Origin of the sequence: Floridaenema fluviatile BLCC-F154, assembly GCF_041929135.1 — a bacterium.
Taxonomy (GTDB): domain Bacteria; phylum Cyanobacteriota; class Cyanobacteriia; order Cyanobacteriales; family Aerosakkonemataceae; genus Floridanema; species Floridanema fluviatile.
In genome coordinates this window covers 207,682-221,031 of sequence record NZ_JBHFNS010000093.1, presented here as the reverse complement: position 1 = coordinate 221,031, position 13,350 = coordinate 207,682, and the positions used below count along the sequence as shown (strand labels likewise).

The 13,350-nt window shown below is 41.0% G+C and carries 14 protein-coding genes; 11 read left to right on the top strand and 3 right to left on the bottom strand.

The window, feature by feature from the left end; all coding sequences use genetic code 11:
- The first annotated feature begins 149 nt into the window (after positions 1-149).
- The 10 genes from ACE1B6_RS27955 to ACE1B6_RS27910 all read left to right on the top strand — a co-directional run bounded on the left by ACE1B6_RS27955 (position 150) and on the right by ACE1B6_RS27910 (position 9,378).
- Entirely contained in the window at positions 150-2,546 is a 2,397-nt protein-coding gene (locus ACE1B6_RS27955) for a M48 family metalloprotease (protein ID WP_413260572.1), read from the top strand.
- 133 nt (positions 2,547-2,679) lie between these two features.
- On the top strand, positions 2,680-3,105 hold the full coding sequence (locus tag ACE1B6_RS27950; RefSeq protein WP_413260571.1) for a hypothetical protein: 426 nt from the start codon (positions 2,680-2,682) through the stop codon (positions 3,103-3,105).
- Positions 3,106-3,244: 139 nt separating this feature from the next.
- A complete protein-coding gene (locus ACE1B6_RS27945) occupies positions 3,245-3,751 on the top strand; it encodes an RNA recognition motif domain-containing protein (RefSeq protein WP_413260570.1) in 507 nt (168 codons plus the stop codon).
- A 240-nt stretch (positions 3,752-3,991) separates the two neighbouring features.
- Positions 3,992-5,158, top strand: a complete 1,167-nt coding sequence (locus ACE1B6_RS27940) for a glycosyltransferase (protein ID WP_413260569.1) — start codon at positions 3,992-3,994, stop codon at positions 5,156-5,158.
- Between the two features lie 117 nt (positions 5,159-5,275).
- Positions 5,276-6,007 (top strand): undecaprenyl-phosphate galactose phosphotransferase family protein, encoded by a 732-nt coding sequence (locus ACE1B6_RS27935; RefSeq protein WP_413260568.1) that lies wholly within the window; start codon positions 5,276-5,278, stop codon positions 6,005-6,007.
- Between the two features lie 302 nt (positions 6,008-6,309).
- Complete coding sequence (gmd, locus tag ACE1B6_RS27930) at positions 6,310-7,389, top strand: GDP-mannose 4,6-dehydratase (protein WP_413260567.1); 1,080 nt, start codon at positions 6,310-6,312, stop codon at positions 7,387-7,389.
- Between the two features lie 34 nt (positions 7,390-7,423).
- Complete coding sequence (locus ACE1B6_RS27925) at positions 7,424-8,368, top strand: GDP-L-fucose synthase family protein (RefSeq protein WP_413260566.1); 945 nt, start codon at positions 7,424-7,426, stop codon at positions 8,366-8,368.
- A gap of 264 nt (positions 8,369-8,632) precedes the next feature.
- Positions 8,633-8,824 carry a WD40 repeat domain-containing protein gene (locus tag ACE1B6_RS27920; protein WP_459563113.1) on the top strand — a complete coding sequence of 64 codons (192 nt, stop codon included), beginning with the start codon at positions 8,633-8,635 and terminating at the stop codon, positions 8,822-8,824.
- Between the two features lie 81 nt (positions 8,825-8,905).
- A complete protein-coding gene (locus tag ACE1B6_RS27915) occupies positions 8,906-9,148 on the top strand; it encodes a hypothetical protein (RefSeq protein WP_413260565.1) in 243 nt (80 codons plus the stop codon).
- Positions 9,145-9,378 carry a hypothetical protein gene (locus ACE1B6_RS27910; RefSeq protein WP_413260564.1) on the top strand — a complete coding sequence of 78 codons (234 nt, stop codon included), beginning with the start codon at positions 9,145-9,147 and terminating at the stop codon, positions 9,376-9,378. The genes ACE1B6_RS27915 and ACE1B6_RS27910 overlap by 4 nt, the downstream gene beginning before the upstream one ends.
- 444 nt (positions 9,379-9,822) lie before the next feature.
- Here ACE1B6_RS27910 and ACE1B6_RS27905 read toward each other — a convergent pair whose 3' ends face one another.
- The gene (locus ACE1B6_RS27905) at positions 9,823-11,112 is read right to left on the bottom strand and encodes a Glu/Leu/Phe/Val family dehydrogenase (protein ID WP_413260563.1); all 1,290 of its coding nucleotides are present in this window, start codon (positions 11,110-11,112) and stop codon (positions 9,823-9,825) included.
- Positions 11,113-11,581: 469 nt separating this feature from the next.
- On the opposite strand from ACE1B6_RS27905, the gene ACE1B6_RS27900 reads away from it, so the two are divergent.
- Positions 11,582-12,400 (top strand): fumarylacetoacetate hydrolase family protein, encoded by an 819-nt coding sequence (locus ACE1B6_RS27900; RefSeq protein ID WP_413260562.1) that lies wholly within the window; start codon positions 11,582-11,584, stop codon positions 12,398-12,400.
- Here ACE1B6_RS27900 and ACE1B6_RS27895 read toward each other — a convergent pair.
- Positions 12,397-12,894, bottom strand: coding sequence for a Tic20 family protein (locus ACE1B6_RS27895; protein WP_413260619.1), 498 nt, complete (start codon positions 12,892-12,894; stop codon positions 12,397-12,399). The two genes, ACE1B6_RS27900 and ACE1B6_RS27895, sit on opposite strands and share 4 nt — an antisense overlap.
- Before the next feature lie 204 nt (positions 12,895-13,098).
- Entirely contained in the window at positions 13,099-13,296 is a 198-nt protein-coding gene (locus ACE1B6_RS27890; protein WP_413260561.1) for a hypothetical protein, read from the bottom strand.
- Positions 13,297-13,350 lie beyond the last annotated feature (54 nt).

Here is a 13,350-nt window from a genome sequence, read left to right as displayed (position 1 = left end):
GTACCCAGTTTGGGAGACAATCTCCGCAGAAACCGGATTTTTGAATTTGAGAATAGGTCAATTTTTCTAACTATTTCTGCTTAGTTGATAGCTGAGGGTTAAAATCTGGGTATCTTGGGAAAAGCCGAGTCAACGAGAAAAGTTAAACTATGGCATTTGTTCCTGAATCTACCTTAGAAGCTGGATTAGCTGCTTTAAAGCAAAAGGATTACCTATCTGCGATCGCGCATTTAGAAAACGTCTGCCAAATTGAACTCAGCGAACCCATTCTCATTAAAGCAAAGATGGGTTTGGTTGCCGCATATCAAGGCGTTAATGAGATAGAAAAAGCAATTAATTTAACTCAAGAGTTAAGTGAAAACACTAACTCTAAAGTTAAAGAATGGGCTGTGAACAAACTGGATTATTTCACGAAAAATTATCCCCAACCAACTAAAGGAAAAACAACTTCTATTCCCCAAACTTCTGACAGTGGTTTTGTTCCTTTAGAACAATTACCACCGCCAAGTACTACCCAAAGAATACCTGTAAAGTTACCAAATAAAACTCCTAAATCAACGCCTAATAATTTGACTGGTTTTACGCCGATTAATCAACCGATCAAACCAACTAAAAAAATAGAATCGCCCTCAAATAGAGAATCTGCGGTACAACCAAAAACTTCGGTAAATCCAGTTTCTCAAAAGAGTATCTTAAAACCTCAATCAGCTAGTAATAATCAACCAGAAGCCGCAAATATTCCTGCCTATAAACCAGAATGGAAGCAAGCAGAAAGGGCGAAAAAGTGGCAAAAATTGCCAGTAAATCTAGGTTTTAGGTTTGATTTAACTCAGCTTTGGGGAGTGGAGGGATTAAGCACGATCGCGATCGTCATTTCCTTATTTTGGGTAATCAGTAACACGGCAGGATTTCTCATCAGTAACATTAATCAAATTTCTCTCAAACTCAGCTTTTCTTATAACTATGACTATGATTATTATGGCCCTCTTCGCTACGTAACACCAATCACAGTAAGTATTATTGTAGGGCTGATTGTAGCAACTCCTTGGCTGATGGATATTCTCTTAAAATTCTTCAGCCGTTTAGAACCATTACCTTTAACAACTCTAGCTGAAAAAAGCCCGGAAGCTTCAAGAGTTTTGCAACGAGTTTGCCGAGAAAAAAAATTACCAATGCCTAAATTATTGGTTGTATCTGATAATGCACCAATAGTTTTGACTTATGGAAATTTGCGCCGAACGGCGCGAATAGTTGTTAGTCGAGGATTACTCGAACAACTAACAGATGAGGAAATTGCTGTAGTTTATACGACTCAATTAGGGCAGATCCTTTATTGGGATTTCGCCTTTTTATCTTGGGGAGTGTTAGTTAGTTTACTACCTTACGCTGTTTATTATCAATTTAGCCAATCTGCTGACGATCATGAAAATTCTTACGTGCGGTTTATTGCAGGTGCGATCGCTGCTTTAGCTTACGGCTTATATTGGTGCTTTCGGTGGCCGATATTATGGTTATCTAGAGCTAGAATTAACTTTAGCGATCGTCTAGCCTGCGAAATTACAGGCAATCCCAACGCACTAACTCGCGCTTTAATAAAAACCTGCATTGGCATTGCCGAAAACATTCAAAAACAAAGAGAAACCAGTTATTTATTAGAAGGTTTTTCCCCGTTAAATTTAGTAGGAACTCCACAAGCAATAATGCTGGGTAGTCTTTATCCTGTGACTCCCTTAGAACCGATTTTAACTTGGGATTACCTCAATCCTTATCGGCGTTGGCTAGCAATTAACCACTCCCATCTTCTCTTAGGAGAAAGATTGCGAATCTTAGCTCGTTATGCTCAATATTGGAAGTTAGAAACTGAACTCAACTTGCTGACAGAACCAGCACCAAAAGGCAAATTTTCTAAATTTATCTTACAAGGTTCACCTTATTTTGGCATCTTGTTAGGGTTAGCTTTAGGCGGTACACTTTGGCTAATTGGTGCAATTAGTCATCGACTCAAACTAACACAAATATTACTAGATTGGATGTGGGGAGATTGGTCACTAATTTACGGTTGTCTTTTAATTGGTATTAGTTTGGGGATTTTATTCCGAATTAATGCCTTTTTTCCCGATCGCAAAATCCCATCCCAACCCCAAGAAACCAACTTACCTCAAATACTAGCCAATCCTGCAACTCTCCCAACAGACACTCAACAAATTATTTGGCAAGGAAAACTTTTAGGTCGTTACGGCGTAAGTAACTGGCTTTGTCAAGACCTAATTTTACAAACCGCGACAGGTTTAATTAAACTACACTATTTCTCTTGGTTTGGCCCTGTAGGAAACCTTTTTCCCCGATCGTCCAATCCTAGCGAAATGGTAAACCGCAACATCACCATTACAGGTTGGTTTCATCGTGGCGCTACCCCTTGGCTAGATGTCAGAACTTTAACTACCCAAACTGGCGCAACCATTCACAGCAGCCACCCAATATGGTCTTTTATTTTGGCATTAGCAACTGCCCTCTGGGGTGCTTACATAATTTATCAAGGCGGCTAGTTGAAGAAAGCAGAAGGCTTCAAGGCTCCCAGGCAATTTGATATCAAGCCTAACTTGGCTCAATTGTAAAGAAAAGTTGCGGAATACTGGAGTAAATGTTACATTTATTTACAGGAACTTCTTAACCAAAGACTTGACTCAAGCAACCTTCTTAATTGAATTAATATCGCTTGAAAGCCTTGGTATCAGGATTTCCTCCTCCCAACACAGCAAGCTGAACCAGCCGAAAAGCACAGGCTGGTTTTTGTTTGTACATTTTTCCGCAGCATTGCTCAGGATACAGGTACAATTTGAAACGGTGCTTATCAAAAGGACGAGAGTTCTGGGTAACGGTGTTTCACCTGTGAGAGATCCCAAGTTAAAATCGGAAATCTGTCCACAGAACTGGTTACTGATCGTTGGTCGTGATACCTTAATGAATGGCGTTAACATCTTAGAAAAGCAACATCCGAGCCAAACATCTGATTATCAGATGGGTGATGTCGAATTCTATGCTGCAAAGTTAGGTGTAAAATTTTGGGCACCGAATGGGAAACCCAGCGTTTTTTCAACGTGGTGAGTTGTTTAATGGTAATTGACCACAAGGACACAGAAGTAGTTTTGTGTGAGCATTTGTCAATCCAGTTTCTCCTCAACCAGCAAGATAGGAGCGCTGATAAGCAAGTTTGTTTGAACCAAAGTCTGGAGGGATTTTTAATATGTCAATTCGTTTGTATGTAGGTAATTTGCCGAAAGAAGAAATCGATCGCCAAGAATTACAAGCTGTTTTTGCCGAAGCTGGTAGCAATATTTCTACCAAAGTGATTAAAGACCGGAAAACCGGGAAATGCCGCGGTTTCGGTTTCGTCACTGTCCAAAATGACGAACAAGCTGATGAAATCATTGGCAAGTTTAACGGTTTTGTTTTTAAAGACAGTGCTTTGAAAATCGAAAAAGCATTACCTCGCACTAAAGGTCAAAGTGACGAGGAAGCAGCACCCCAACAACAAACAGCTACCACCACTCCCAAACCCAATACTGGTAATGTTGGTGCTGGTGGTTCTGGTGAAGGTAAACGTCGGAATAAAAAGTCGCGTCGTTCCTCTGGTGGTGGAAATACGCAGACTTATACTTCTAACAATGATGCAGTTCAACCCGATCCACGTTGGGCTTCTGCGTTGGAAGAACTTAAGCAGCGTTTGGCTGCACAAACCACAAATCCTTAAATTTACTCCCGACTCCGCAAGGAGTCGGTTAACGTTAAATCGCTCTAAGGACTTGTTGGTTAAACAAGCTGGCTTGTGAAAAATTGCTCCGTAACTGGTTACTGGATATATTTTTCTTTAGCCCTTGTTTCGAGTGCCCGAATTTATCAATATAACTGTGATTAGATGAACAGATTTAGTCTGCTCATCTATTTCTTACTGTGGTGCTTCTCTAGTTTTATGCTTTCAACTAACAATTAAATGGCTAACAACTTAACTTATGCTCTGGTTCATGAATGGTTGACACCCAAAGCTACTGGGGGTTCAGAACTAGTTGTTAGAGAAATTTTAAAGTGCATTGATGCTGAGGTTTATGCTTTAATTGATTTTGAATCTACTAACCCAGAAAGTTATTTATTTGGCCGTTCTATAGGTACGACTTTTTTACAGTATTTCCCTTTGGCGAGAAATGGGGTGCAAAAATATTTGCCTTTTTTACCTTTGGCGATCGAACAATTAGATTTACGCCACTACGATATTATTCTTTCTTCTTCCCATACTGTCGCCAAAGGAGTAATTACCACTCCCCAACAATTACATATTTGCTACTGTCATGCCACCATGCGCTTTGCTTGGGATTTGACTTTTGATTATCTGGCTCATAGTTTTATGGGTAAAGGTATTCCGGGAATAATCACCAGATATTTGTTGCATAGATTACGCCAGTGGGACGTTTTAACTGCTAATCGCGTTGATTATTTTATTGCTAATTCCCAGCATACTGCTAGTCGAATTTGGCGCTATTATCGCCGCAAAGCAGAAGTGATTTATCCGCCTGTGAATATCGATCGCTTTTCCTACCAAACAAACAAAGAAGATTATTACTTAATTGTTTCCCGCTTAGTCAGTTACAAAAAAGTCAGTTTAATCGTTCAAGCTTTCAATCAACTAAAACTACCTTTAATCGTTATCGGTACGGGCCCAGAATTACCAAAAATTCGCCAACTAGCACAGCCTAATGTCCAAATTTTAGGTTTTCAACCAGATGCCGTAGTCGAAAAGTATATGGCTAATGCTAAAGCCTTTTTATACGCCGCTTACGAAGATTTTGGCATCGCACCTGTGGAAGCACAAGCTTGCGGTACACCAGTGATTGCTTTTGGCGCAGGAGGTACTTTAGAAACGGTGCGGGATATTCGCCAACATCCTGAAAGTGGAACTGGGATCTTATTTGCCGAGCAATCAGTCACAGCGATAACAGATGCCGTTAAGACCTTTGTAACTTATGAAATGAAATTTAGTCCTGAAGTGGCTCGATCGCACGCCGCTAACTTCTCTCCAGACATCTTTCAACAGCGTTATTTGGAATATATCGATCGTTGTTATCACCAAAAGCAAAACAAGCTCCCAGAAAGTTTTCCGTTTTGAGTTAACTAGCTTTCCCTTCTCCCTTTCCTCACTAAGATTGCCCATCTCCTCGTCTTAATGTATGTTAAGGCTTTATGATGTGGACTGTGTGTGGTGTGAAGTAGTGTAAGGAGTACAATGACTGCCGAAAGCCCTTTTGTCTCCCCCAAGTTATTTCGGGGGTTGAGGAAGCTTAGTTTCCAGCCACTCCTGCTCAAAGGCAACAACCGAAAAAAATCTGTAAAAATGGTTTATCGGGATCTTGCCAAGCGCAGCTTTGATATCGTCTTTTCTCTAGCTGTCCTGATTTTATTTTCCCCGATCTACCTGGTTTTGGCTTTATTGATCGCCATTAGTTCCCCTGGGCCAATTTTCTATCTTCAGAAACGCATTGGTAAAAATCATCGACCTTTTAAGTGTATTAAGTTCCGCACTATGGTGACAAATGCCGATGAAATTTTGCAGGATATGTTGGCTAGACACCCAGAACTGCGCCAAGAATATGCAGATAATTTCAAACTAAAAAACGATCCCAGAATTACCCGAATTGGTAAGTTTTTGCGGGTAACAAGTTTGGATGAATTTCCTCAATTCTTGAACGTTTTAAAAGGAGAAATGAGCGTTGTCGGCCCAAGACCTCTAGTACCTGATGAACTGTTTATGTACGGGAGATATATCGATAAGGTATTGACTATCAAACCAGGAATTACAGGGATTTGGCAAGTTTCGGGACGTAATGATATTCCTTACGATCGCCGAGTGAAAATTGATGTTTACTATGTCAATAATCGCCATCTACTGTTAGATTTCTGGGTAGTCTTCAAGACTATTGGTGTAGTGCTGTTTCCGACGAATAACGGTGCTTACTGAAAAATTTGTTGAACTTATTCTCGATCGAGAGGAGAAAAGATTAACAGTCTAAGGGGAAAAGTCCCAATCTTTCCTTTTCCCCTTTCAGCAATCCTTACCAACAGTAGGGGCAAAATGAGTAACTATTCTCTCCGCCTTCTATGTAAAAACTCTGAGATTTAATCCTTAAGCTGAGAAAAATTAAGAACTACACCAAAGTTTTGCAAATTTTACATATTTATTTGTTAATTTACCCGAACAGTTTGGGTTAACTTAGTGAAGGAGTAAAACACCTTCAAAGAAAGAGAAAGGAAATTGAGAAGATGACTAACAGAAAGCGGGCGCTACTCACTGGTATTACTGGTCAAGATGGTTCTTATTTAAGTGAATTTTTACTGGAACAAGGTTATGAAGTTCACGGGATCATTCGCCGGACTTCGACCTTTAATACCGATCGGATCGATCATATCTATGTCGATCCACATAATGAGTCAGCCCGGTTATTTCTGCACTACGGCGACTTAACTGATGGAGTTACACTGCGCCGCATTTTGGAAGAAGTTCAACCAGTAGAAATTTTTAACTTGGGAGCCCAATCTCACGTCAGAGTTAGCTTTGACTCTCCTGAATATACAGTTGATAGCGTGGCAATGGGAACCTTACGCTTGTTAGAAGCAATTCGGGACTACCAACATCGTACCGGGATAGAAGTTCGGTTTTATCAAGCAGGTTCTTCAGAAATGTTTGGTAAAGTACAGGAAATTCCCCAAAAGGAAACTACGCCTTTTTATCCTAGAAGTCCTTACGCTTGCGCTAAAGTTTATGGTCACTGGCAAACTGTGAATTATCGCGAGTCTTACAATTTATTTGCTTGTAATGGAATTCTGTTTAATCACGAAAGTCCCCGTCGTGGCGAAACTTTTGTGACCCGGAAAATTACCAGGGCAGTTGCTCGGATTGTCGCCGGAAAACAAAAGAAAATCTATTTAGGCAATCTCGATTCTAAACGTGACTGGGGCTATGCTAAGGATTATGTCAGAGCTATGTGGTTAATGCTGCAACAAGACCAACCTGATGATTATGTAATTGCTACTGGAGAAACTCACTCAATCAGAGAGTTTTTAGATTTAGCATTTGGCTATGTCAATTTAGATTGGCAAAATTATGTAGAGTTTGACGAACGTTATCTGCGTCCTGCGGAAGTGGATATCTTAATTGGCGACCCCACTAAAGCTCAACAAAAATTAGGCTGGAAACCTTCCGTAACTTTCCCAGAATTAGTAGAGTTAATGGTAGAAGCAGATCTGCAAGCTTTAGGTTTGGAATTACCCAATGGTCATAAACACAATGCGGCACCAGATATTGCTACCATTCGCCAAGATGCAGCTGCTTTGATTGAGTAAGCAATTTTAGCCCCGACAGCAGAGGGTCAACATTATGACAGGATTAGATTTGCAAGATAAACGAATTTTGGTCACTGGCGGGGCGGGCTTTTTGGGCCGCCAAGTGGTGCAAAAATTGTGTGCATCTGGTGCAGATTTGCAAAAGATTACAGTGCCAAGATCTCGTGATTACGATTTGCGATCGCTAGAAGCTTGTCAAAAAGCAGTCGATCAACAAGATATCGTAATTCACTTAGCAGCGCACGTCGGCGGAATCGGTTTAAATTTAATTAAACCAGCCGAATTGTTTTACGACAACTTAATGATGGGCACGCAATTAATTCATGCTGCCTATCAAGCAGGAGTGGAAAAATTTGTCTGTGTCGGCACAATTTGCGCCTATCCAAAATTCACTCCCGTACCATTCAAAGAAGACGACCTTTGGAATGGTTATCCTGAAGAAACTAATGCACCTTATGGGATTGCCAAAAAAGCTTTATTAGTGCAACTTCAGTCTTATCGCCAACAGTATGGTTTTAACGGCATCTACTTATTACCAGTAAATTTGTATGGCCCGGAAGACAATTTCGATCCGGTAAGTTCTCACGTAATTCCGGCTTTAATTCGTAAGGTTTACGAAGCCCAACAACGGGGAGATAAACAACTGCCTGTTTGGGGTGATGGTAGTCCTAGTCGAGAATTTCTTTACTCGGAAGATGCGGCACAAGGAATTGTGATGGGAACTCAATTTTATAACGAATCTGAACCCGTAAACTTGGGAACTGGTTATGAAATTACCATTCGTGATTTAGTAGAATTAATCTGCGAATTGATGGGTTTTGAAGGCGAAATTGTCTGGCAAACTGATAAACCAAACGGTCAACCTCGCCGTTGTTTAGATGTGGAACGGGCAAAGCAATCTTTTGGTTTTGTCGCCCAAACAGACTTCCGCGAAGGTTTGGAAAAGACGATCTATTGGTATCGTCAACACGCTGAATAATTCTAGGTGAATTTGAGAAGAGCGATCGCATTTTTTCCCAGAGTGCGATCGCTCTTTTGTACGTTGTTGCGCTTGGGCGCTAAAGTGTTTTTGGGCGATCGCACTTGCAATTTTTATTCCTTTATCAAATACGGTAGGACATACCGAATTTAAAGCTTGTGGAGAGCAAGTAAGACTCTTTAGCAATCATGCTAAAAAGCGTTGCTCTAAGAAACAAGAATCTCCCGTCACAGCGCCAGCTTGACGGGAGAGTGTCAAGTATATGTGGGAAAATATGCGCTCATATATACAGAGATTTTCAAACAAAAAGTTTTGTTCCAAGGCATGAATTGGCGATGTGTTAAAACTCTGGAAGATCATTCTGGCTCAGTTGTTTCTGTCGCCTTTAGCCCGGATGGACAGATTCTTGCTAGTGGTAGCGATGACAATACTATCAAAATTTGGCAGCGGGACTGAAACGGATGTTCCTAAAGCTAAAGTTATTAGGACTCCAGAAAATAGGTTAATCTAAATTAGACAATTTATTAGAAAAATTGAGTGAATTTTGAAATCATTGGAGAAATCATCGATATTGAAATAATTGCAGTTGGTAATTCAATTCGTGAGGTTGAACGCTTGCGAAAAGCTTATGGTTCTGGACGTTGGAGGAAATTAAAAGGAATTGCTACCATTAGCCTTGAGGATGGCACAATCTGTGAAGCTGAAATACATTGGTATGAAGCTCATGGGATTGGAAAAAAAGAAATGAAAATAAAATATATTTTAGGTGAATCAAGATGAATCCGAACGAGAGTGAAATTCAATTTGTCCTTTGCATCAAAAATGAAAATTACTCCGCTTCATTAGAAGTCCGAAAGATATATCAGATAATCCCAGATTCCCATGCCGCTAAACATAACCTAGTCCGAATTATTGACGAATCAGGTGAAGATTATCTATATCCAGCAGCTTACTTTGTGGCTATTGAGTTACCCAAAGAAGCGGAAACAGCTTTTACCGCAACTACATAATTAAATTTGTCCCAGAAACAGAGGTAGCTATCTGATGGATAAAGAGCAAAAGTTAAAGGCTAATTCTTCCTGTTTTATTCGCAAAAATAATAGGTAAAGCTATTGACTAGGTTAATTTTTTTATGTTATTATGATTTCGACGAGGAAGAACTATCGCACAATATTTATTTGGCAAACATTTCTATTATTTAAATGTTACAACAAAAAGGGAAGGAAGTAAAGAGCGATCGTCGAGGGAGTGCGATTTACCAATCCTTTTAGTGATAATTTTGAGTTGCCTTAAATGTGAAAATTAGAGAAGAGAAGATCTCTACGATTTTTTTAAGCGCAAAGGACGGAAAGCAGGCGAAGAAAGAGAAGAAAAAACGATCGCACCTTCCACACAAAAAAGCGCGATCGCAACAACTCATTCACCTGAATCTAAAACTCAAAAAACCAGCAAATTTAAGGATACAAACCCCTATCTGCCAAAGCTTGAGCCACACGACCCACACCCAAAGTATAAGCCGCAACTCGCAAAGGAACTTGCCGTTCTTTGGACTCTTGAATAACTCGATGGTAAGCATGAACCATCAAATTTTCCATTTCTTTATTCACCCTTTCTTCATCCCAAAAAACGTAAGAAAGTCCCTGTACCCATTCCAAATAACTAACTACCACACCACCAGCATTAGCTAAAATATCTGGAAGCACAGTTACACCACGATTTTCTAAAGCTCGATCGGCAACTAAAGTAACAGGACCATTAGCAGCTTCCACCACAATTTGTGCTTGCACTTCATGAACATTTTCCTCAGTAATTTGATTTTCCAAAGCCGCTGGAATTAACACATCACAAGGTAACGCTAATAATTCAGCATTAGTAACCGCTTTTGCACCCGGAAAACCAACTACACTGCGATGATTTTGTAGAGAATAAGCTTTTAAAGCTGGAATATCCAAACCTTCAGGATCGAAAACTCCGCCAGTAGCATCAGAAACAGCAACTACTTTCGCGCCCGCTTCATGCAGCAACACCGCTGCTGCACCACCAACATTACCAAAACCCTGAATAACTACCTTTGCACCCGCCAAGCTTCTCCCCCGTTCCGCCATAGCTTCCCGGACAATAATCATTACACCCCGTCCGGTTGCCATTTCCCGGCCTCTAGAACCACCAATGGAAATAGGTTTACCTGTAACTACTCCGGGGACTGCATGACCGACATTCATCGAGTAAGTGTCCATCATCCACGCCATTTCCCTGGCAGATGTACCTACGTCTGGTGCAGGAATATCAATAGCAGGGCCAATATCTTTAATTAATTCGGTAGTATAACGCCTGGTAATCCTTTCTAATTCAACCACTGTATAGCGTGCGGGGTCAAGGGCAATTCCGCCTTTAGCACCACCGTAAGGAATACCTACTAAAGCGCACTTCCAAGTCATCAGCATTGCCAAAGCTGAGACTTCCCGCAAGGTAACATCTGGGTGGTAGCGAGTTCCACCTTTGTATGGGCCTAAAACATCGCAGTGTTGCACCCGATGTCCGGCTAAAACTTCCACTTCACCGTTATCCAGTTTTACAGGAATGGAAACTGTGACTACTTTGCGGGGGTGGCTTAAAACTGCTAACAAACCTCGATCTAAATGTAACTCTTTTGCTGCTTGATCTAAGTAGCTGCAAGCTTGGTCAAAGGGACAGATATGAGCAGGAGAGGGAGCTTCTAAAGGTCGTAATGATGAGGAAACCATAAGTATTTATCCTTAGTACGGTATCGGTGCGAACTATGTATCTATCCGTAGACTAACTTGAGATTTTGGAAAAAAAAGTAAAACTGTAGTTTTTGTTACAAAATTTTAGAGTGATTAGTGGTAGGTAACATGGGGGAAGAAATTTTCTAGGGAAAATTAGTTGATTTTGGCTGTGAGCTTGGAAAAGGAGGCGTAGCAGTGTCAAAATCTAAACTACTGGCTGATGATGGTACTGAGCCAAGGTAGGGGTATTGTTTGCGTCAGTATTGAAGAAGGTGCTACGCCCTGCTTTGTTCAAATCCACTTCAAACTGGTGTAAAAAAGTAATTAATAATTGTGTGTTTTGGTGTTACCCTGCACAACAGCAAAAGCAAAAGGTAAAAGAAATTAGTAAACAATCGCTCTGAGGATTTAAACTTCTGCCTAATGACTTTTGAATTGTGACTTTTTGAGGATATCTGTCATAGTTATGGCAAAACGCTACGTTCGGGTTCAAACTTCCAAAGGACAGATTTACTACGGTTTATTGCAACTAAACCGCAGTGTGATTGTTCTGGATGCACCGCCTTGGTTACAAGGTCAACCAACTGAGACTGAGTTAAGTCCAGACGGTTATCAGCTTTTGGCTCCTTGTGCGCCTTCAAAGGTGGTAGCTGTGGGAAAAAATTATGTGAAACACGCAGCTGAAATGGAGTCAGAGGTTCCGAAAGAACCGCTGATCTTTCTGAAGCCATCAACTGCGGTGATTCCGACGGAAACGGAAATTTGGTATCCGCCGCAAACAGAAAGGATGGATTATGAAGGGGAGTTAGCTTTAATTATTGGCGATCGCACCATCGATTGCACACCACAACAAGCACAGGCGAAAATTTGGGGCTACACCATTGCTAACGATGTCACGGCAAGGGATTTACAAAAGCGAGACAATCAATGGACAAGAGCCAAAGGATTTGATACCTTCTGTCCTTTAGGCCCTTGGATTGTGCGAGAATTGACTCCTGGCGCTCGATTGCAGACTTTTGTTAATGACGATCCACAGCCCGTACAATCGGCTTCTGTGGAGGAAATGGTTTTTAGTCCCGACCAATTAGTATCTTATATTTCCCAAGTGATGACTTTATTACCTGGGGATGTGGTTTTAACTGGTACTCCTTCGGGAATTGGGCCTTTACAAATAGGCGATCGCGTCCGTGTGGAAATTGAAGGAATTGGTTACTTAACTAACACAGTAATTCAAAGACCAATCATAAGTTCCATCAATGTTTCTCAAAGCAACGAAAACGATTAACGGACTTGCATATAAACAGCTTCCGAAATGGTGGGAATCTCAGCATAGCGTCCCATCAGGGATTGAATTACTGAGTAGAAAAATGCGACAACAACTCCTAAAAAGATCGTAGTCATGAGAGTTTCCATCACGAAGGGAGCATTGCTTAAAATCGGAGCTAAAACGTACTGTAAAATCAAACCGCATAGAGACAAGACAATTCCAATCAGAATTGCTTGCATGGTGTTAAACCGAATAAAATGAGCAATTCTTTCGTTCCTCACCACCAAAAAGAACAAAAGTAAAAACACAATTAGCGAACCGAACCCGAAGAAAGAACTAGCAATGATGCTATAAACAATCAATACTGGTTGGAGTACAACCAGCAAAATTTGCAAAACTGGAAATTGTTGAAACAAAGCTCGACCAAATACTAATCCTTCGATTAAGGGTAAAAGATAGGGTAAGCTAGCAAAAATGCGATCGGCAACCGTTGTCGTCCCCCGCCAAGCCATTAGTGCGTTCTCCTGTAAACGTGAACATAAGTTCAGCATAACGCAGTTGCTTACATCCAAACTGAAATGACCTGCGAACCAGGCAGGGGAGCAAAGGGGAAAACGCAAAACTCTCTCCAGGGTGGGTTTTGTAGTTAACTCTTCTGTTGTGAGTCCAAATTTCTCTGCTAAACCCGCCCCTACAACGTAAAACTCTCCCAGTCCCTACTGAATATTAGCGATCCGAAAGCCCATTTGACACTCGTACTGATCGGGTTGATTCTCGGACAGTTTACGAACTGCATGACCGCAAGAGAGACGATCGCCTCTCCAGCGAGGTTGACCACTGCGATCGGCTAGTAAACAGCTTTGGCAGACTGTTTGTGGAGCAATAACTTGATCTTCCATTAATATAACTAGCATTTTACAACTCCAGCGATCCCCACTGCACTGAATTTATTTTATGTCAAGCTTTTT

Excerpts from the sequence above, each read along its gene's own strand:
- ACE1B6_RS27955 (WP_413260572.1), top strand. The coding sequence starts at position 150 with ATGGCATTTGTTCCTGAATCTACCTTAGAAGCTGGATTAGCTGCTTTA.
- ACE1B6_RS27945 (WP_413260570.1), top strand. The coding sequence starts at position 3,245 with ATGTCAATTCGTTTGTATGTAGGTAATTTGCCGAAAGAAGAAATCGAT.
- ACE1B6_RS27940 (WP_413260569.1), top strand. The coding sequence starts at position 3,992 with ATGGCTAACAACTTAACTTATGCTCTGGTTCATGAATGGTTGACACCC.
- ACE1B6_RS27935 (WP_413260568.1), top strand. The coding sequence starts at position 5,276 with ATGACTGCCGAAAGCCCTTTTGTCTCCCCCAAGTTATTTCGGGGGTTG.
- gmd (WP_413260567.1), top strand. The coding sequence starts at position 6,310 with ATGACTAACAGAAAGCGGGCGCTACTCACTGGTATTACTGGTCAAGAT.
- ACE1B6_RS27925 (WP_413260566.1), top strand. The coding sequence starts at position 7,424 with ATGACAGGATTAGATTTGCAAGATAAACGAATTTTGGTCACTGGCGGG.
- ACE1B6_RS27910 (WP_413260564.1), top strand. The coding sequence starts at position 9,145 with ATGAATCCGAACGAGAGTGAAATTCAATTTGTCCTTTGCATCAAAAAT.
- ACE1B6_RS27905 (WP_413260563.1), bottom strand. The coding sequence starts at position 11,112 with ATGGTTTCCTCATCATTACGACCTTTAGAAGCTCCCTCTCCTGCTCAT.
- ACE1B6_RS27900 (WP_413260562.1), top strand. The coding sequence starts at position 11,582 with ATGGCAAAACGCTACGTTCGGGTTCAAACTTCCAAAGGACAGATTTAC.
- ACE1B6_RS27895 (WP_413260619.1), bottom strand. The coding sequence starts at position 12,894 with ATGGCTTGGCGGGGGACGACAACGGTTGCCGATCGCATTTTTGCTAGC.
- ACE1B6_RS27890 (WP_413260561.1), bottom strand. The coding sequence starts at position 13,296 with ATGCTAGTTATATTAATGGAAGATCAAGTTATTGCTCCACAAACAGTC.